Source organism: Pseudomarimonas arenosa, from assembly GCF_014841215.1.
Lineage (GTDB): Bacteria > Pseudomonadota > Gammaproteobacteria > Xanthomonadales > Xanthomonadaceae > Pseudomarimonas > Pseudomarimonas arenosa.
The window spans coordinates 92662-111177 of the sequence record NZ_JACYTR010000003.1 but is presented as its reverse complement, the minus strand read 5'-3'; the positions used below and the strand labels follow the sequence as shown (position 1 = coordinate 111177).

Genomic DNA, 18516 nt, shown 5'->3' with positions numbered 1-18516 from the left:
ATATTTAGGCGTTGACTGAGGCAAATCGGGATCTGCGCCGCCGCCATCCCATCTCCAGCCGACCGGCCCTGCCGCGAATCGCAGCCGCCACAACGAACAAGGGGGCCAGCGGCCCCCTTGGTCTTGCTCCGAGCGAACTCGGTGCTATGTGAGCAACCGATTACTCGGACTTGTTGCTCAGCTGCTCGCGCAACAGGGCGCCGAGCTTGGTGGTACCGCCCGACGCGTTGGAGTATTCCTCCAAGGTTTCGCGCAGTTCGGCCTCGTCCTTGGCGCGGATCGACAGCTGCAAGGTGCGACCCTTGCGATCCATGCCCATGAACTTGGCTTCGACGCGATCACCGATCTTCAGATGGGTGGTAGCGTCGTCAACGCGTTCCTTGGCGATATCCGAGGCGCGGATGTAGCCCTCGATGCCTTCGCCCAACTCGATGGTGGCGCCCTTGGCGTCAACGTCGGTCACGGTGCCGTTGATGATCGAACCCTTCGGGTTGGCCGCCAGGTACTGGCCGAACGGATCCTGCTCCAGCTGCTTGACGCCCAGCGAGATGCGCTCGCGCTCCGGATCAACCGCCAGCACCACGGCTTCCACGTTGTCGCCCTTCTTGAAGTTGCGGACGATTTCTTCGCCGGTGGCGTTCCAGCTGATGTCGGACAAGTGGACCAGACCGTCGATGCCGCCGTCGAGACCGACGAAGATACCGAAATCAGTGATCGACTTGATCTGACCTTCAACGCGATCGCCCTTCTTGAAGTTCTGCGCGAAGGTTTCCCACGGGTTCTGGGTGCACTGCTTCATGCCCAGCGAGATGCGGCGACGCTCTTCATCCACGTCCAGCACCATCACTTCGGTCTCGTCACCCACCTGCACAACCTTGGACGGATTGACGTTCTTGTTGGTCCAATCCATTTCGGACACGTGGACCAGACCTTCGACGCCCGGCTCGATCTCGACGAAGCAGCCGTAATCGGTGACATTGCTGACCTTGCCGAACAGACGGGTGCTATTCGGGTAGCGACGAGCGATGTTATCCCACGGGTCTTCGCCCAACTGCTTGAGGCCCAGCGAAACGCGATTGCGCTCGCGGTCGAACTTGAGCACGCGAACCTGCAGCTCCTGACCGACTTCCACCACTTCCGACGGATGACGCACGCGCTTCCACGCCATATCGGTGATGTGCAGCAGGCCGTCGATGCCGCCGAGGTCGACGAACGCACCGTAGTCGGTGAGGTTCTTGACCACGCCCGGCAGGATGGCGCCTTCCTGCAGGCGCTCCATCAGCTGCTCGCGCTCGGCGCTGTACTCGCTTTCCACCACGGCGCGACGCGACACCACCACGTTGTTGCGCTTGCGGTCGAGCTTGATGATCTTGAACTCGAGTTCCTTGCCCTCGAGGTAGGCCGGATCGCGCACCGGGCGCACATCGACCAGCGAACCCGGCAAGAACGCACGCACGTCCTTGATGTCGACGGTGAAGCCACCCTTGACCTTGCCGCTGATGCGGCCGGTGATGGTTTCGCTCTTCTCCATCGCTTCTTCGAGCTCGTCCCACACCATCGCGCGCTTGGCTTTCTCACGCGACAGTACGGTTTCACCGAATCCATTTTCCAGCGAATCGAGGGCGACCTTCACTTCATCGCCAACACCAACGTCGATCTCGCCATCGTCGTTTCGGAACTGCTCGATCGGCACAATGCCTTCGGATTTCAGGCCAGCGTTGATCACAACGACGTCGGAGCGGACTTCGACGACGACGCCGGTCACAATGGCGCCGGGCTTGAGCTTGGAGAGCTTTTCGCTCTGCTCGAACAGTTCAGCAAAACTTTCAGTCATGAGGTTAATTTCCGGTTGAACATATGGATCAGACGCAAGGAGCCGATCCGCCTATGTGTGGTGTTGTGAAACACCTAGTTAAGTAGACAAAGCCGACGCGCAGGCGCCGGCACCTTCCGCTGCGAAAGCGGATCTCACGCGGTGCGGGAGATGGGTGAGCGAGCTTAGGTGCGGTTGCGGCGCAGGGATTCCGGCAGCAAGGACAGCACCTGCTCGACGACCTGGTCGATCGGCACCCCGGAGGAATCCACCAACACTGCATCGTCTGCAGGCTTCAATGGAGCCACCGGGCGCTGGGCGTCTCGGGCATCGCGCGCGATAATCTCGCGCAGCAGACTGTCAAGTGTAACCTCGACTCCCTTTTCGATCAACTGCTTATACCGGCGCTGAGCGCGCTCTTCGGCGCTGGCAGTGAGAAAAACCTTGGTTTGGGCATCGGGAAAGATGATCGTGCCCATGTCGCGGCCATCGGCGACCAGCCCCGGCAGCTGACGAAACGCCCGTTGACGCTCGACCAACGCCGCCCTCACCCCAGGAATTGCAGCAATCGCCGAGGCCGCAGCGCCAGCGGTTTCCGTGCGCAGTTCATCGGTGGCATCGGCCCCATCGACCAGCACCCGCGGCTCGCTCTCAGGCACATCCTTGAAGCTGACCACGGTACGTTCGGCCAGACGCTGCAAGGCATCGGGATCGGACAGGTCGGTGTCTTCCCAGCCCGCCGCCACCCCAACTGCCCGGTACAGGGCACCGGAATCGAGGAAATGCCAGCCCAGAACTCGGGCCACGGCCCGGCTGATGGTGCCTTTGCCGGAGCCCGAAGGGCCGTCGATGGTGAGGACAGGAATCGCGTTGGCGTTCATGAGCGGCAATTTTAGCGGCTGGATGCGGCTTGCCTAGACTTGACTTGCGTCCGCTGAAACATCCCCTGCGCGAAACGAACGCCCCTCTGTGGGCCACAGGCCCACCCTACGCCATAACTGTAGGGTGTAGGCCTGTGGCCCTGTAATGACGCAGCGGAGTAGGGTGGGCCTGTGGCCCACCCTCTCGACAGCCAGTGCGTCAGGACGATAGGCCGAGCTCAAACCCAATCGAACGCGCCAGCGCGTCAAACCCCGGAAACGAGGTCGCGACGGTGTCGCAATGATCAATCCGCACCTCACCCGCGCAGAGCTGCCCGGCAATCGAAAAGCTCATGGCAATACGGTGATCGCCGTGGCTGTCGATATGCGCCGAGCCGAGTAGGCCGCCGATGATATCGGCGCCGTCGGGCGTTTCCTCGACCTGAACACCGAGTTGGCGCAGGCCGGCGGCCATGGTGCCCAGACGGTCGGATTCCTTGACCCTCAGTTCGGCCGCACCGCGCACGCGAGTGAGGCCTTCGGCGACCGACGCCGCGACAAACAGGGCCGGGAACTCGTCGATCATGTCCGGCACTACATCTTCAGGAATGTCAGCCCCGTGCAGTTCGGCGTGGCGCACCCGGATATCGGCCACCGGCTCAGCGCCGGGTCGTTCGCTGCCCGGCTTGGGCTCGATGTCGATCCTCGCGCCCATCAGCGCCAGCGCCCTTAATAGGCCGGTGCGGCGCGGGTGGATGCCGACATTGCGTATCAGCAGATCGGAACCCGGGATGAGGCTGGCCGCAACGATAAAGAACGCAGCAGAGGAAAAGTCCGCGGGCACCGCGATCTGTTGCGCCTCCAGGCGATGGCCACCGGACAAGCGCGCCCTGCCCTCGCCATAGTCTATCGGCCAGCCAAAGGCGGCCAGCATGCGCTCGGTGTAGTCGCGCGTGGGGTGCGGCTCGGTGACCTGAGTTGCGCCCTCGGCATACAGACCTGCCAGCAAAACGGCGGATTTGACCTGGGCAGAGGCCATCGGCGTGGCGTAGTCGATGCCACGCAAGGACTGTGCGCCATGAATGCGCAGCGGCGGCAAACCGCCCGCCTCGGTGTCTATCCTCGCCCCCATCAAAGCCAAGGGCTCGGTGACCCGGCGCATCGGCCGCTTCGACAGCGAGGCATCGCCGATCAATACGGAGTCAAAGCGTTGGCCGGCCATTACGCCGGCCAAGAGGCGCATGCCGGTGCCGGCATTGCCGCAGTCCAGCGCATCGCTTGAACCTCGCAGGCCATGCAGACCACGACCGTGAACCAGTCGTTCCCCCGACGGCAGCGACTCGATCTCGATGCCAAGCTGTTGGAACACGGCCGCCGTGGCGCGGGTGTCTTCGCCCTCCAGAAAGCCGCGAATCCGCGTCGTTCCCTCGGCCAGGGCGCCGAGCATGATCGAACGATGGGATACGGACTTGTCGCCCGGCACGGTGATTTCACCCTTGAGCGGACGCCCTTTTCGCGCCATCCAATGCATGACTTAACTCCTGAAATCGCTGCGCACCTTCTCCCCATGGGAGACGGTGCCCGAAGGGCGGATGAGGGTCCGAACACGCCAAGTGGGGGAAGTCTCGATATCGGACCTCTACCAGGACTGGGCCCTCACCCCAACCCCTATCCCACCGAGAGAGCGGCTACGCGAGTCAAAGAATCGCACAAGGATAGGAGCCAAGAATCTTGATCTCCGACGCATCGCGAGCAATCTCCTTCAGCGCCGCCTGCACCGCTTCATCTTCGACATGACCACCGAAATCAATGAAGAAAGCGTAGCGCCACAGACCCTGATGCGCCGGCCGCGATTCGATGCGGTTCATGCTGAGGCCGTGCTCGGCCAGCGGCCGCAGCACGTTGAACAAGGCACCCGGTTTGTCCTTGACGTAGACCAGCACCGAGGTACGGTCGTTGCCAGAGGGCGGAAACAGCTCACGGCCAACGACGAGGAAACGGGTGGTGTTGTCTGGGCGATCTTCGATCGGACCGGCGATCACTTTCAAGCCGTACACGTGAGCGGCGCTCTTGCCGGCAATCGCTGCCGAGTCATCAGCATTGCGCGCCCGACGTGCCGCCTCGGCATTGCTGGCCAGACTCTGCTTCTCTGCTTGTGGCAGATGCTGCCGCAGCCAGGTCTTGCACTGGGCCAGTGACTGCGCGTGCGCGTAGACGCGTTCGACGTCCTCGATATGACCCGTGCGTGAGAGCAGATACTGATGAACACGCAGCTCCACCTCACCGCAAATCTTCAGCGGCGAGGTGAGAAACATGTCAAGCGTCGACTGGATCGTGCCCTGCCCCGAATTCTCCACCGGCACCACGCCAAAATCCGCCGCGCCGGACTCCACCTCCTGAAACACCTCCTCAATGGTGGTGAGAGGCAATCCGTGAGCGCTGTGGCCGAAGTGCTTGTATACGGCCTGCTGCGAGAAGGTGCCCTCTGGGCCCAAGTACCCGACTTTCAACGGCTCCTGCTGGGCCAGGCAGGCTGACATGATTTCGCGGAACACCCGCACCAGGACTTCGTCCGTCAGTGGCCCTTCATTGCGGTCGACCACACGGCGCAGCACCTGAGCTTCACGCTCCGGGCGGTAGTAGTCGATGGCGGCCTTGGCGGCCCCCTTGGCCTTGCCGACCTGCCGGGCCTTTTCCGCCCGCTCGGCAATCAGTTCCTGGATGGTCTGATCGATACCGTCGATGCGCGCACGCACCTCGCTCAGCATAGCCCGACTGGCGTCACTGCGTACTGGAACGATTTCGTCGGCAGCCTTCTTTCTGACTGCCGAACGTTTGGTTGCTGGATTGGGCTTGGCTTGGGCGGGGCTGGGCTTGCGGGCGCCCGGCTTCGACTTCTTCATGGGATTACTCTTCGGCAGACCTTCAAGCGGCGATCCAGCAGGCTCAAAGTGGTGGCAGTTGGGGTTGAACGGCCTGTTAGCCGTGGCGTCGGGCAAACTCGGTCATGAACTCGGTAAGCGCCTTGACCCCGGCGAGCGGCATGGCGTTGTAGAGCGAAGCTCGCATGCCACCGACCAGCTTGTGACCTTTCAAGGCCAGCAAGCCAGCCGCTTTCGACTGTTCCAGGAATGCGACATCAAGTTCGGGGTCATGCAGGGTGAAAGGCACATTCATCACCGAGCGCGCTCGCTTCGCGACCGGATTGCGGTAGAACCCAGCGGACTCATCGATCGTGCGATACAGCAGTTCGGCCTTCTCAGCGTTGATCCTGGCGATGGCAGACAGGCCGCCTTGCTGCTTGAGCCACTTGAAGACCAGGCCCGCCAGATACCAGGCAAAGGTCGGCGGCGTGTTTAACATCGAGCCTTCCTTGGCATGGGCGGCGTACTGAAATATCCGCGCACGCGCCTGACCTGTACGTTCAAGCAAATCTCGTCGAATGATCATCAGCAGCAAGCCCGAGGGGCCGATGTTCTTCTGTGCGCCGGCATAGATCAGCCCAAATCGCCGCACATCGAGTGGCGCAGACAGGATCGACGAGCTGTAGTCCGCCACCAACGGCACAGCCCCGGCCTCGGGAACGTAATCGTAGGCCACGCCATGGATGGTCTCATTCGGCGTGTAGTGCAGGTAGGCTGCATCCGCGCGCACCGACCAGGCCTGCGCGTCAGGAATATCGACAAAGCCGTCGCCCTCGCTGGACGCGATCGATTGCGCATCAACATAAGGGCCGGCTTCACTCAGCGCTTTCAGGCTCCAGGATCCGGTCAATAGATAGTCCGCGGCTTGCCCTGGCGCGGCCAGATTCATCGGAATCTGGGCAAAGTGCTGAGTTGCACCGCCCTGGAGAAACAACACGGCGTAGTCGGGCGGCACATCCAGCAGTTTCCGCAAGTCGTGTTCAGCTTGTTCAGCGCAAGCAATGAAGGCCTTGCCGCGGTGGCTGATTTCCATCACCGATGCACGCTCGCCCTGCCATTCAAGCAACTCTTCCTGGGCCTGTTGCAACACAGCCTCGGGCAGGCCGGCAGGGCCGGCACTGAAATTGAACGCGCGCGACATCCATCGGCTCCTGATCAGGGAAGCCGACACTAGCATGCCGCATTGCAGCATAGAAGCATCGGACCGCTATTGCGTTATGGCCTGGAGAGAGACCGGCATGCGTCGTATCTGTGGGCGCCCGGGTCTCGCGCCCCGAGGCTCCTGCGAAGCGTTTCCGATGAAACCAAAAGCGCTGCTGCGGCGGCCTATTGATCTGCTTGAAAGCGCCGCAAGTAATCCAGCCATTCAGCCGACGGCATGGCGTGTCCAAACAGGAAGCCCTGGGCAAATCGACAGCCCAGTGCTTCCAAGGCCTCTCGTTGCTGGTCAGTCTCGACGCCCTCGGCGATGACGGTCAGGCCCAGATCACGGCCAAAGCCGAGGATGGTGCGCACAATGGCCCGATGCTTGTCGTTACAGGTCAAGTCCTGTACCAGGCTGCGATCGATCTTCAAGGTATCGAAAGGTGCTGACGAGAACGACTCCAGAGAGGAGTACCCGGTACCGAAGTCGTCCACCGCCAACCCAACGCCCACCTGCTTCAAGGCACCGAGCAGATCACTGGCACGCTGGCGACCTTCGCGGAACGCCGATTCGCTGATTTCCAGGCGCAGCGTCTCGGCCGTCAACTGATGGCGCTGCAGCACTGAGCGCACCTCGCTGGCAAACTGCGGCGAACTGGCCTGCCGATCAGCCACATTGACGCTCACGCTCAAGGCACCGGCCGACCACCCCGCGGCCTGCCAGTGCTTGGCCTCGGCGCAGCTTTGCTCCATTACACGGGCGTCGATGCGGTGGATCAGGCCGCTCTCTTCTGCCACCGGCAGGAACTCTCCCGGCAGCAGCAAGCCACGATTCGGGTGATGCCAGCGCACCAGCGCCTCGCAACCCACGGGCCGACCTGCGGGCAAGTCAACGATAGGCTGGTAGTAAGGCTCGAACTCTTCCTGCTCCAAAGCCCGACGAATCTCCCGTTCCATCTCGTAGCGCCATTTGGCCTGATTGCGCATCTGGTCGTCGAATACGCGCCAAGTGGCCTTGCCACTGGCCTTGGCCCGATACATGGCGGTGTCGGCATCGCGCAGCACGTCGGCGGCGTCACGATAACTTGGGATGCCCAGCACGATGCCAACGCTGGCACTGGAGAAAACCTGCTCCTCGCCGGCACTCATTGGCTGATCGAATACCCGCAGCAGACGCTGTGCCAGCCCAGCGGCACGATCGCGATCACAGGGGCCAAACGGAAGCACGGTGAACTCGTCACCGCCGTAACGCGCAATCAAGGCCTCGCCGGCAATCGCATCGGTCAGTCGAGAGGCCAGACTGACCAGCAATCGATCACCTGCCGCGTGCCCTTGACTATCATTGATCAGCTTGAAGCCATCCAGATCGAGGAATAGCACCGCATAGTCGTAACAACCGGCTGTGCGCGACTCGAGGATGGTGTCGTTCAGGCGCTGCTGGAAATCGAGTCGATTGGGCAAACCCGTGAGCGAGTCATGGGTGGCGTTGAACCGCAGTCTGCGTTCCACTTCGCGTTCGCGGGTCACGTCTCGCCAGGTGCCGCTGAAGTAGCGGTCACCTTCAATATCGACCACCGCCAACCGTTCGATCACCCAGATCCGACGGCCATCCCGGCGCTGTAGCTCGGCTTCGAAATCCTGACTGAGGGACTTGGCGGCGCCAGACAACCAGTATCGACGCTCCATGTCCTGACGCGAATCGGGGCTCGCCCAATCGGCGACCGCCTGTCCCACCAGGTCGTTCTCGCTAACCCCCAACAAAGCGGCCAGACTGGCATTGACCTGGACGAATCGACCATCACGCAGCAGGAACACACCAACCTGCACATGATCGACCAGCGCGCGATAGCGGGCATCGGCCTGATGAAAGGCAATCTCGGCCGTTCGGCGTCGGCTGATGTCCTGCACCGACCCGGCGAAGGTCGCCTCGGCCCCCTCGCCGTCGATCTTGCGCACACAACAACTCACCCAAAGCCGCTCGGCGTTACGCGTGCGGATCTCCAGCTCAGCATCGCGAATGGTGCCGTGGTTGAACACCTGCTCCAGCACTTCATCGCGCTTGGCGTTGTCGACATAGACATCACGCATCGTCCAGCCAGCCGCACGCAACTGATCGATATCGGCGAAACCGATCAGATCCAGCAGCACCTGATTGGCATCAAGAATTCGGCCATCCGAATGCGTCTTGAACAATCCGATCGGCGAGGATTCGAACAAGTCGCGATAGCGGCGTTCGGCTGATTCCAGCGCCTTTTGCTGCAGCAATGACTCGGTGACATCGCGCGCCACCCCCATCGAGGCCAGGCCGTTCTCCATCGGCAGCGCCGAGGCGACGATCTCGAAGTGCCTGTACTCGCCGTCGGCCCGACGCAAGCGCACTCGATAGCGCTGCTCATCGGAGTATCCGTCCTCGCGCTCATCGCGACGGCGCTTCTGCTCCACCTGATCCTCGGGATGGACAAAGTCAAAGTAACTCTGACCAATCACTTGCTCTCGCGACAGTTGCAGCATGTCCGCCAGCGCCTGGTTGGCAAAGCGCACAAAGCCCCCGTGGACCAGAAACATGCCGTCGCGGCAGGCGTCGATCAGCGCTTCGTGCAACGAGGTCGGAAATGCTCGCTGGCCGCTCGCCGACGCAGTGCGTGGCTGCAAGAAGCACAGCAGCAAGGCTTCACCGCGCCAATGCAAGGCCTCGCAGTCCATGCTGAGCAAGAGTTCACTGCCCTCTGCCGTGCGAAGATTGAGGTCGACAGCCCGGGCTGAGCCATCTTCACCGACCTGAGCCCAGACCCGGGCCTGTTCCATGGCACTGGGCCACAGCCCAAGTTCACTTGGCGTTCGCTCGGACAGCTGCGCCAGTGAGTATCCTAAAAGTCGCTCGGCAGCCGGGTTGGCAGAAACAATGGCGCCGTCGTTCACCCGCACCAGGACGGTGGGCGTGAGCGAAATGCGAAACGCCGCAGCGATCGGTTCAGCTTTGCGCAATCGATGCCCTCCGCACCCATTGGCCCACTTGCCGCCTCTATGGGTTGAGTATAGCCACGCAAAACATGACGGAAATGGGTACGCCAGCAGCCAACCCGCTACCGCTGTTGATCCACCCAAGACCTCGGAGCACGCATGAAGACTTTCCAGCTTGACCCGATCCCCGGCTCGGAGATCACCCCGGAGTCGGTGTACAAACGCCGCCACCTGCTGATGGGCACCGTCGGAGGCCTGCTGGTCGCCGGCTGCGCACGCTCGGAACCCGCCGCGCCGACGGAGGCCACGGCCGCCGAGGCGCCTGCCGAAGAAGCGCTGACCACCTTTCAACATGCAACCAACTACAACAACTTCTACGAGTTCGGCACCGGCAAGGATGATCCGGCCCGCTATGCGCACAGCCTGATCACCTCACCTTGGACGGTGGAAATTGCCGGCCTGGCCGAAACCACGGGCCGGTTTGACCTCGCCGACATCGTCAAGCTGGCACCGGTGGAGGAGCGCATCTACCGGCTGCGATGCGTCGAGGGATGGTCAATGGTGATCCCCTGGATGGGCATTGAGCTCGGCAAGGTACTCGCTCACTTCAAGCCCTTGGCCGACGCCCAATACGTGGCATTCACCACCCTGGCCGACCCCAAGCAAATGCCCGGCATTCGTTCACGCGTACTGGATTGGCCGTATGTTGAAGGACTGCGCCTGGACGAGGCGATGCATCCTCTGACGATTCTTGCCACCGGCATGTATGGCCGCGATACGCTGGAAAACCAGAACGGCGCGCCACTGCGCCTGGTGGTGCCCTGGAAGTACGGCTTCAAGAGCATCAAATCGATCGTGCGGATCGAATTCACCAAGCGCCGGCCGCCGACCAGTTGGAACCGCTCGCAGCCGAGTGAGTACGGCTTCTATTCCAACGTCAACCCGGGCGTGGATCATCCGCGCTGGAGCCAGAAAACCGAGCGTCGCCTGGCCGGAGACACCAACTTGCTGTTTGCCAAGCGGATTCCGACCCGCCTGTTCAATGGCTACGACCAAGTGGCATCGCTATACAGCGACATGAACCTGCGCAAGTACTTCTGATCAAGATGCCCACCTCAGAATCCCTCCAGGGACGCTGGCCTTCTGCCTCCCTGCGTGCGGGCGCTCATCTGGCCTGCCTGGTCCCGTTTCTGCTCTGGACCTGGCGTGCCTGGCACGCCCAACTAGGCGCCGACCCGATTGCCGAATTGACCCACGCCAGCGGCGACTGGGCGCTGCGATTCCTGCTCGGCTGTCTGGCGATGACGCCGCTGCGGCGTGCCAGCGGCTGGCGCTGGCCGATTCAGTATCGACGCATGTTGGGCCTCTACGGGTTCTTCTACGCCAGTGTGCACCTGGCGATTTATCTGGTCCTGGACCTTGGCGGCTACTGGGCTCAGATTCTCGACGACATCCTCAAGCGTCCGTTCATCACGGTCGGCTTTCTGGCCTGGCTGCTGCTGATCCCATTGGCCCTGACGTCAACCCGAGCGGCGATGCGCTGGCTGGGCCGACGGTGGGGCCAGCTGCACAAGCTGGTGTACTTGATCGCCGCGCTGGGAATTCTGCATTTCCTGTGGCTGGTCAAGGCCGACCTCAGCGAGCCACTGATCTATCTCGCGGTGTTCGTCCTGCTCATGCTGATGCGGATCCGGGGTGGACAGCTGCGATTCAAGCGCCCGGGTTGAACCACAACAAGGCCGCCAGAGCTGCGCCAATCAGACCCGCGGCCAGCAACAACCATCCGAGTCGAGATCCCCCCGCCTGCCGGGCCTCTGCATCACTGGCATTGAGGTCTGCTGCTGGCGGCGGCACATCGCCGGAACCGACGGCACGCATGGTCTGCGTGCTGCCCGCATGCGAGCCGGGCTGCCACTCGGTCTGCGATTCAGCACCGCGTGCCGGCAAACCCGGCGCCTCGAGCACGAAGCGATGGCTTTCCACCGCGATCTGGTCACCAGGGTGCAACACCGCATTGCGCACCGACACGCCGTTGACCACGGCGCCATCGGTTGTTCCGAGGTCGCGCAGAATTACCCGATCACCGTGGATCTCGAACGAAACCGCCTGTTCAGGCAGATCGGGATCCTCGATCGCGATGCTGGCTGCAGAGCCGCTGCCGAGCACGACCTTGTCGGTGAGGGCGACGCTGCGGCCGAAGAATCCGCCCCCGACTCCGCGCAAGACCACACGACTGGACGCTGCGCGCTGAACCGGATCGTTCATCACCTCAGCCCCGTTTGAGGGCACATTGACCACGATTTGCTCATCGCGATCGGGCTTCAAGATGACCTGCACCCGCCCCAGACTCAGCACATCGCCGAGCCGGACCAGGGCCACCTTGCTGACCGCCCGACCATTGACGTGCATTTGCGCCCCGGCCGTGGCGGCTTCAAGGAGAATGCCGCGCTGCGGATCCTGACGCACGACAGCGTGCCGCGATTCGATGCCGGCGACCGACAAAACCACATCGTTGCCCACCGCCGAACCGATCGATACCGGCCCACCGGCGCTCATCACTTCGCTGTGTTCGCCATTGGGAAAACAGACCCGCATGCGCTATCCCCTCACCCCTTCGCCCGACTCTAGCACTCTGGTCGGGCTTTCGTGAAGCCGGGCCAACCACGGCCAAGCATTTTGCTGTGTACCGCTGCACAGCCAAGCAACGAGCCCGCCGGCGTCGAATCCGGATGTGGCGGCAACACAGGCGGGTACAGCGTTGACGCAGCGCGTCAAGACCCGCCGGAGGAAGTACGTATGATCGGCAGACAAAACAGCGTCGATGATCGCTCGGAGGTGAGGCTGCAGCCTCACCCGCAGCGAGGTGAACTCGGCCGAAAGTTGGCGCGCTGTCAAGTCTGGCAAGATCAGCTCAAAACACCACGCTCGGCTTTGAGGATCAAACGATGCCATCGATTCACATAGAACGCAGTCACAACAAATCGATGAAAGATGCCAAGGCAGCCGTTGAGCGGGTGGCCGTGAGCATTGCCGAACGATTCGACGTCGACTATGAGTGGGAAGGCTCTACCCTGCACTTCCAGCGCTCCGGCATCGACGGCCACATAGCGATCAGCAAGGGAAAAGTACAGGTCGCGGTCAATCTGGGCTTTCTGCTGATGGCCTTGCGCGGACCCATCGAGCGCTCGATTCACGACCATATCGATCGCGAATTTGCCTAGGGAATCTCCTAACAAGTTCAGAGATTCCTGTGGTGCACGGATGCACCGCCGCGATCAACAACGTACGTTGTTGATCAGGGTGAGCCGAGTCCGGACCTGTGCCGGACTCGGCGCGTCTGGGTAAGTTCAGGACGGACTTGTTCAGACCTTACCTAGCGCAGCAGGGTTTTGCTGGGTGGCTTGGGCACCACCTCGAAGGGACGTGGGTGACCGGAGAATAGACGCTCGCTGACGCTGCGCTCGCGATGGGCGATGTCCTCGACGAAATCGCGCGCACTGCCGAGCGCCCGAAATGCCGCAAACCCGCGCTCCAAGAAACTCTGCAGCTCACTCAAGCCAGCAGCCTTGGCAGGTGTCCGCGCCAAGCGCAGCAAATGACCGATCAGCGGCTTGGAAACGGCTTGCTCCAGATTGTGCCCTAGCCCGACGATCAGGCTGATCTGATGTTCGCGCAGACGACGCAGGCCGGCATGACGATAGGCCTCGGTATAGCTGGTGTCGCAGACCTTTCTTGCCCCCAGGGAGGTCAGCGCCTTGGCCATGCGCAGATCAAGTCGGTGACTGAGCACCGACAACTCAATTGCATCCGCTGCCGATTCCAGCAGGCGCTCCGGCAGCACGCGACGCATCAGGGGCAGTACGCGCTCGACGTCTCGGTCACGGCGGCTGACATCGAAATCGCCGTAGAGGTCGGTCAGGAAGAATTCGGCGGCCTGACACCGTCGCGGATCGGCCAGGAAGTCGGTGAAGCTGGCGCGTAGCCGTTTCGCTTGCCAGCGCTGCAACTCAGGCAGCACGGCGAGTTTGTTCGCCGGCTCGGACTCAGGGTCACGAGCGCGGTTGTTCCAGGCCAACAGGCGCAGCAGGCGGGCGTCGATCAGGCGTGACGTCATACCCCAATTGTAGAGCCTTGGCTCGCCCGGTTGGTGATAGATATGAAGAGACGCCGCAACCGACTTTCGGACTAACGTGAAGACATCTTCACCCGATGGCGAGCTTCGCGGCGGCTACAATCCCCCAGCTTTTGCACTACGGATCATCGATGCTGCACATTCAAGCCGCCAAAGCACGCCAGCCCAGTCAGGCCCGCATCGGACTCGCCATCGCCGGCGGAGGGCCGATCGGGGGTATGTATGAACTCGGCGTGTTGCGGGCCTTGGAAGAAGCAATCGACGGCCTGCAGCTGACCAATCTGTCGGTGTACGTGGGCGTCAGTTCGGGCGCCTTCCTGTCGGCAGCTCTGGCCAACCGAATGGACACGGCGGCGATCACCCGGGTGTTCATCACCGGCGATCACGACGATGTGCAGTTCCAGCCCGACCTGTTCGTCAAGCCGGCATTCTGGGAATACACACGTCGCGCGCTCAGCCTGCCGCGGGTGATCCTGCGCTGGTGGCGCGACCTGCTGCTCGATCCGGGCAGCGCCAACCTCAACTCCACATTGGCCCGCTTCGGCGCCTTGATTCCCTCCGGCATCTTCGACAACGAGCAGATCGAACGCTTTCTGTCGGCAGCCTTCACCCGTCACGGTCGAACCAACGATTTCCGCGAACTGCTGCGCAAACTCTATGTGGTGGCGGTCGACCTCGACAACGGTGAGACGATCCGCTTCGGCGAACGCGAATGGGACGATGTGCCGATCTCGCGTGCCGTGCAGGCCAGCGCCGCACTACCAGGCCTGTATCCTCCGGTCGAAATCCGCGGCCGCCAGTTTGTTGATGGCGCCTTGCGTCGCACCATGCATGCCTCGATCGCGATGGACCAGGGAGTCGATCTGGTGATCGGCATCAACCCCTTGGTGCCGTTCGACGCCAGCCTGGCCCGGGCGCATGGCAAGCGCCCGGAGAGCCTGGTCGAGGGCGGTTTGCCGGTGGTGCTGTCGCAGACCTTCCGCACCTTGCTACAGTCCCGCGCCCACGTTGGCATGGCCAAGTACGAGCACCAGTATCCGCACGTCGACCAGCTGTTCCTGGAGCCCAATTCCGACGACGCCGAAATGTTCTTCACCAGCGTGTTCAGCTACAAGTCGCGACGCCGTGTGTGTAACCATGCCTACCGCGCCACCATGAGTGATCTGCGCCGCAATCGCGACGTCCTGGCGCCGCTGCTGGCGCGCCACGAGCTGAAGTTCCGGCCAGAAATTCTCGAAGACACCGAGCGCAGTGCCTTTGAATCCCTGCAGGCGCCGCGGCGACGCCACACCAAGACCACGGCGCGTCTGCGTCGCGCCCTGGATGATGTGGAAAGCATCCTGCAGAAGCGTCGGGTCACCACTCGCCGGGCGCCGCGACAAACCGATCGCGGGTGATGCGACGGGCCCGGCGCGCGAGAAACAGTGCGCGTCGTTCTCGGCTTGCATATAGGAAACGCTGCCGGCGGAACACGCTGTTCGACGGCATGAGGCGAGCCCCGCGGCTCGGACCTGCACCCTCCTGACTCCGATCAGCCCAAGCACTGGTCGAATGCGCGTTTCCGCAGCCAAGCCTATCCACAGCTCAGTCGCCGGGTGCGAAGCTGAACATTGCGCATCGATCACCAGGCTGGTTCACCGGATAGTGTGAATATTCTAGGCAAGGGCTGCAGACTGACCTCACTGTGCAACGCATTGGGCGTTGCTGCAAACCCAAACCATCGAGGAGGGCCGTCATGGCCAAACTGAAGTCCGCCGCCAAGACGAAGCGTGCGAAGTCGACCAAGCAAAGCCAAGCGGCGTCCAATAAAGCTGAAGCACTGTCGCGTTCGATCATGGATTCCGCCCAGCAGATCTGGTCGGCCGGCATGGGTGCATTTGCTCGCGCTCAGGGCGAAGGCACCAAGCTGTTCGAATCACTGGTTAAGGAAGGTTCGCAGCTGGAAAAGGCGACCCGCAAGCTGGCTGGTGGCAAGGTTGACGTGGTCCGCGACGTAGTGGAAAGCCGCGTGGGTCAGGTCAAGGAACGTGCTGCCGATACCTGGGATCGTCTTGAGAAAGTGTTCGAAGAGCGCGTGCAGCGTTCGCTGAACCGCCTCGGCGTTCCGAGCAAGGAAGACCTGCAGGGCCTGTCGAAGCGTGTTGATCAGCTGAATGCCGAGCTGCGCAAACTGAGCAACGGCAGCAAGCCGGCGGTGAAGAAGGCTGCCAAGCCGGCCGCGACCAAGAAGGCCGTTCGCAAGACAGCCGCTGCCGCGCCGGTTAGCGACGCGACCGAGTAATCGAAAATTGCCGGGATCGCCGACGTGGCGGTTCGCGGCACTGAACACCGAGGTTGTCTGAACAACGACCTCTGGGGATCGAATCCCCACCGTTGACGCCCGCCAGTCCGCCAAGAATCGCCGTTAGCTCCCTCCCCTACGGCATTTGGACTGGCGGGCTTCTTTATTGCGCAACAAGAAAAGGGGCGCCGATCACTCGGCGCCCCTTTTTTGTCATCTGACGACTACCAGTGCACGCCGCGCATCACCGAGGCGAAGGCGATCTGCTCACTGGAGGCCTGTTGCTCACCACCCTTTTCGCCCTTGGCTGCCGCCGAATCCGGGAACAGGGTGAATGCGGTATTCATTACCACCTCATACGCCTTTGGCGCCAGCGCATTGAGCACCGCAGCGAAGATGCCGAGGCGGGTGGCAATGCGGCTCGGCCGATCGATGATGGCCTCGACAATCATGTCGCCTGCCTCGTCCGGGGTCAGCGTTGGCACGCTGTCGTAGATCTTGGTCGGACCAATCATCTTGGTGCGAACCAGCGGCATGTTGATCGTGGTGAAGGCGATATTGACCCCGCTGAACTCGGCCTGGGCACAGCGACTGAACGCATCCAAGGCCGCCTTCGAGGCCACATAGGCTGAAAACCTGGGCGAGTTGGCCAACACGCCGATCGAGGAAATGTTGATGACGTGCCCGCGACGCTGCTCGGTCATCTTCGGCAGGAACCCCATGATCAGGCGCAGCGAACCGAAGTAGTTGAGCTGCATAGTGCGCTCGAAGTCATGGAAACGATCGTAGGACAGCGCGATCGAGCGACGAATCGAACGGCCGGCATTGTTGACCAGCACGTCGATGCTGCCGTGATCCTTCAGCACCGCTTCCACCAGCTTGTCGCAGGAAGCCATATCAGACAAATCGGCGGTATAGGCATGGACATCACCGCCCGCCTTGCGCAACTCGTCGCGGGTGGCCATCAGTTCTTCCTCGCCGCGCGCGACGATGATCACCTTCGCTCCTGCCGCCGCGACCTTTTCGGCCGCCGCCCGACCGATACCGGCCGAGCCACCCGTGATCAATACGGTGCGACCCTCGACGCGGCTGCGGAGTGAGCGATCCTTGTACAGATCGGGGTCGAGGTGGCGCTCCCAGTAGTCCCACAGACGCCAGGCGTAATCGTCCAGACGCGGCAGCTCGATCTTGCTGCCCTTGAGCGCGCGTTCGGTCTCGCGAGAATCGAATCGGGTTGGGTAGGAGATGTACTTCAGCACCTCCTTCGGAATGCCCAGATCCTTCAGCAGCATGCCAGAGAAGCGCTTCACCGGCGGCAAGCTGCCAATGGCATGTCGAATCGGCGGCGGCACGAATCCAAACATGCGGGCATCCAGACGCATGGTCATCTGCGGTGCGTGCCCGGCCTTGGCGAACAGATTGAGCAGTTCGCCCATGCGCATGGGCTCGGGGTCGGTCAAATGGAAACAGCCGCCGTTCAAACCCGGCTTGTGCGCGATGTGATCCATGGCATCGACCACATAGTCGACCGGCACCACATTGATCCGCCCCCCTTCCAGGCCGATGGTCGGCATCCATGGCGGCAGAATTTGCCGTAGCCGCTTCATCAAGGTGAAGAAGTAGTACGGCCCGTCGACCTTGTCCATCTCGCCGGTCTTGGAGTGACCAACCACCATGCTGGGACGGTAGATGCGATACGGAATCGCAGTGCACTCGTCGCGTACGACCTTTTCCGAATCATGCTTGGTCTGGAAGTAAGGGTTGCTGTCCAGATCTTCGGCTTCATCGAACATGTCCTCGCGGAACACGCCTGGGTACAGCCCAGCGACGGCAATCGAGCTGGTGTGCTGGAAGCAGCCGGCCTTCAAGGCCGTGGCCAGCTCGACCGCATGACGCGTGCCTTCGACATTGGCCACCCGCTGACTATCGGCATCGGCCGACAGGTCGTAGATGGCCGCCAGATGGAAGAAATGCTGGATCTTGCCCTGCAACTGCTTGAGCTGGGCTGCGCTAACACCGAGTTTGCTCTTGCCAAGATCGCCGGTAACCGCGACGACCCGCTTGTTGTCCCAGCCCATGCGCTCGCCGATCTCGGCCAGCTTCTTCTGTGATCCCTTGCGTACCAGTGCGTACACGGTACCTTTGCGTTTCAGCAAATTGGTCACCAAGTGGCGACCGACGAAACCGGTGGCCCCGGTTACGAAATACGTCATGACCTGTTCCCCTTCCGGATCGGCAAACTCGATTTGGACCCCGACGCACCCGCCGCTGCGGGAACGCGCTGTGCTAAAGATAGCCCGCCGCACCGCAGAGAGCCAGGGTTCAGTACGCAAGCGCACGGTGACGTCAGCTTCACAGGCCGATTGCCTGTGACGCTCGTTGACCGCCCTAAACGCGCGTGC

The 18516-nt window shown here is 62.1% G+C and carries 14 protein-coding genes; 5 read left to right on the top strand and 9 right to left on the bottom strand.

What is annotated here, in order from left to right; translation table 11 throughout:
- Positions 1-160: 160 nt before the first annotated feature.
- The 6 genes from rpsA to IFO71_RS02385 all read right to left on the bottom strand — a co-directional run bounded on the left by rpsA (position 161) and on the right by IFO71_RS02385 (position 9725).
- Positions 161-1834 (bottom strand): 30S ribosomal protein S1, encoded by a 1674-nt coding sequence (rpsA, locus tag IFO71_RS02410; RefSeq protein ID WP_192027930.1) that lies wholly within the window; start codon positions 1832-1834, stop codon positions 161-163.
- A 164-nt stretch (positions 1835-1998) separates the two neighbouring features.
- Complete coding sequence (cmk, locus tag IFO71_RS02405) at positions 1999-2694, bottom strand: (d)CMP kinase (RefSeq protein WP_192027929.1); 696 nt, start codon at positions 2692-2694, stop codon at positions 1999-2001.
- Between the two features lie 199 nt (positions 2695-2893).
- Positions 2894-4204, bottom strand: a complete 1311-nt coding sequence (aroA, locus tag IFO71_RS02400; protein ID WP_192027928.1) for a 3-phosphoshikimate 1-carboxyvinyltransferase — start codon at positions 4202-4204, stop codon at positions 2894-2896.
- A 166-nt stretch (positions 4205-4370) separates the two neighbouring features.
- Positions 4371-5576: a prephenate dehydratase gene (gene pheA / locus IFO71_RS02395; protein WP_192027927.1), complete on the bottom strand. Its 1206-nt coding sequence runs from the start codon at positions 5574-5576 to the stop codon at positions 4371-4373.
- Positions 5577-5652: 76 nt separating this feature from the next.
- Positions 5653-6738: a 3-phosphoserine/phosphohydroxythreonine transaminase gene (gene serC / locus IFO71_RS02390; protein WP_192027926.1), complete on the bottom strand. Its 1086-nt coding sequence runs from the start codon at positions 6736-6738 to the stop codon at positions 5653-5655.
- Positions 6739-6923: 185 nt separating this feature from the next.
- On the bottom strand, positions 6924-9725 hold the full coding sequence (locus tag IFO71_RS02385) for an EAL domain-containing protein (RefSeq protein ID WP_192027925.1): 2802 nt from the start codon (positions 9723-9725) through the stop codon (positions 6924-6926).
- 135 nt (positions 9726-9860) lie between these two features.
- Here IFO71_RS02385 and msrP point away from each other — a divergent pair, with 135 nt between their 5' ends.
- Positions 9861-10802 (top strand): protein-methionine-sulfoxide reductase catalytic subunit MsrP, encoded by a 942-nt coding sequence (gene msrP, locus IFO71_RS02380; protein WP_192027924.1) that lies wholly within the window; start codon positions 9861-9863, stop codon positions 10800-10802.
- Between the two features lie 5 nt (positions 10803-10807).
- Entirely contained in the window at positions 10808-11428 is a 621-nt protein-coding gene (locus IFO71_RS02375; RefSeq protein WP_192027923.1) for a protein-methionine-sulfoxide reductase heme-binding subunit MsrQ, read from the top strand.
- On the opposite strand, the gene IFO71_RS02370 is transcribed toward IFO71_RS02375, so the two are convergent.
- Positions 11412-12296: an FHA domain-containing protein gene (locus IFO71_RS02370; protein WP_192027922.1), complete on the bottom strand. Its 885-nt coding sequence runs from the start codon at positions 12294-12296 to the stop codon at positions 11412-11414. The genes IFO71_RS02375 and IFO71_RS02370 overlap by 17 nt on opposite strands.
- 350 nt (positions 12297-12646) lie before the next feature.
- Between IFO71_RS02370 and IFO71_RS02365 the strand changes: the two genes are divergently transcribed.
- Positions 12647-12922, top strand: coding sequence for a polyhydroxyalkanoic acid system family protein (locus tag IFO71_RS02365; RefSeq protein ID WP_192027921.1), 276 nt, complete (start codon positions 12647-12649; stop codon positions 12920-12922).
- Positions 12923-13074: 152 nt separating this feature from the next.
- Here IFO71_RS02365 and IFO71_RS02360 read toward each other — a convergent pair whose 3' ends face one another.
- On the bottom strand, positions 13075-13815 hold the full coding sequence (locus IFO71_RS02360; protein ID WP_192027920.1) for a DUF8198 family protein: 741 nt from the start codon (positions 13813-13815) through the stop codon (positions 13075-13077).
- Positions 13816-13964: 149 nt separating this feature from the next.
- On the opposite strand from IFO71_RS02360, the gene IFO71_RS02355 reads away from it, so the two are divergent.
- The gene (locus tag IFO71_RS02355) at positions 13965-15230 is read left to right on the top strand and encodes a patatin-like phospholipase family protein (RefSeq protein WP_192027919.1); all 1266 of its coding nucleotides are present in this window, start codon (positions 13965-13967) and stop codon (positions 15228-15230) included.
- Positions 15231-15568: 338 nt separating this feature from the next.
- Positions 15569-16114 (top strand): phasin family protein, encoded by a 546-nt coding sequence (locus IFO71_RS02350; RefSeq protein WP_192027918.1) that lies wholly within the window; start codon positions 15569-15571, stop codon positions 16112-16114.
- A 224-nt stretch (positions 16115-16338) separates the two neighbouring features.
- Here IFO71_RS02350 and IFO71_RS02345 read toward each other — a convergent pair whose 3' ends face one another.
- A complete protein-coding gene (locus tag IFO71_RS02345) occupies positions 16339-18327 on the bottom strand; it encodes an SDR family oxidoreductase (RefSeq protein WP_192027917.1) in 1989 nt (662 codons plus the stop codon).
- Positions 18328-18516: the final 189 nt, after the last annotated feature.

Bases quoted from the DNA above. Each gene is read 5' to 3' on its own strand.
- IFO71_RS02360 (WP_192027920.1), bottom strand. From the start codon at position 13,815: ATGACGTCACGCCTGATCGACGCCCGCCTGCTGCGCCTGTTGGCCTGG.
- IFO71_RS02375 (WP_192027923.1), top strand. From the start codon at position 10,808: ATGCCCACCTCAGAATCCCTCCAGGGACGCTGGCCTTCTGCCTCCCTG.
- rpsA (WP_192027930.1), bottom strand. From the start codon at position 1,834: ATGACTGAAAGTTTTGCTGAACTGTTCGAGCAGAGCGAAAAGCTCTCC.
- serC (WP_192027926.1), bottom strand. From the start codon at position 6,738: ATGTCGCGCGCGTTCAATTTCAGTGCCGGCCCTGCCGGCCTGCCCGAG.
- msrP (WP_192027924.1), top strand. From the start codon at position 9,861: ATGAAGACTTTCCAGCTTGACCCGATCCCCGGCTCGGAGATCACCCCG.
- IFO71_RS02345 (WP_192027917.1), bottom strand. From the start codon at position 18,327: ATGACGTATTTCGTAACCGGGGCCACCGGTTTCGTCGGTCGCCACTTG.
- cmk (WP_192027929.1), bottom strand. From the start codon at position 2,694: ATGAACGCCAACGCGATTCCTGTCCTCACCATCGACGGCCCTTCGGGC.
- IFO71_RS02365 (WP_192027921.1), top strand. From the start codon at position 12,647: ATGCCATCGATTCACATAGAACGCAGTCACAACAAATCGATGAAAGAT.
- IFO71_RS02350 (WP_192027918.1), top strand. From the start codon at position 15,569: ATGGCCAAACTGAAGTCCGCCGCCAAGACGAAGCGTGCGAAGTCGACC.
- IFO71_RS02370 (WP_192027922.1), bottom strand. From the start codon at position 12,296: ATGCGGGTCTGTTTTCCCAATGGCGAACACAGCGAAGTGATGAGCGCC.
- pheA (WP_192027927.1), bottom strand. From the start codon at position 5,576: ATGAAGAAGTCGAAGCCGGGCGCCCGCAAGCCCAGCCCCGCCCAAGCC.
- aroA (WP_192027928.1), bottom strand. From the start codon at position 4,204: ATGCATTGGATGGCGCGAAAAGGGCGTCCGCTCAAGGGTGAAATCACC.
- IFO71_RS02355 (WP_192027919.1), top strand. From the start codon at position 13,965: ATGCTGCACATTCAAGCCGCCAAAGCACGCCAGCCCAGTCAGGCCCGC.